The organism is Pseudomonas uvaldensis (assembly GCF_021271205.1).
GTDB lineage: Bacteria > Pseudomonadota > Gammaproteobacteria > Pseudomonadales > Pseudomonadaceae > Aquipseudomonas > Aquipseudomonas uvaldensis.
In genome coordinates, this window is sequence record NZ_JAIWKS010000051.1 from 1 (window position 1) to 363 (window position 363).

1 protein-coding gene is annotated in these 363 nt (G+C 68.3%); it reads right to left on the minus strand.

What is annotated here, in order from left to right; translation table 11 throughout:
- Positions 1-363: phosphopantetheine-binding protein (locus LCU97_RS26540; RefSeq protein ID WP_232778220.1), on the minus strand; the 363-nt coding region annotated here is incomplete at both ends.

The window sequence follows — 363 nt, forward strand, 5'->3', positions numbered from 1 at the left end:
CGCAGGGCGGCAGGCATGTGGTAGGCGACGCTGGCGGCGTGGTCCAGCTGGTCGAGGAACCACAGGCGTTGCTGGGCCAGGGACAGCGGCAGCGGTTGGTCGCGGGGGACCACGGCAATGGCCTGGAGCTGCGAGGTGCCGGCCTGTTCCACCTGCCGGGCCAGTTCGCTCAACGAGGTCTGGGCGAACAGCGTGCGCAGGTCGATCTCGACCCCGAGGTCCTGATGCAGGCGGGCTTGCAGTTGCACGGTCAGCAGCGAATGGCCGCCCAGTTCGAGGAAGCCGTCGTGACGGCCGACCTGATCCAGGTGCAGCAGGTTTTTCCAGATCTCGGCAATGGCGACCTCGGTGTCGCCCTGCGGC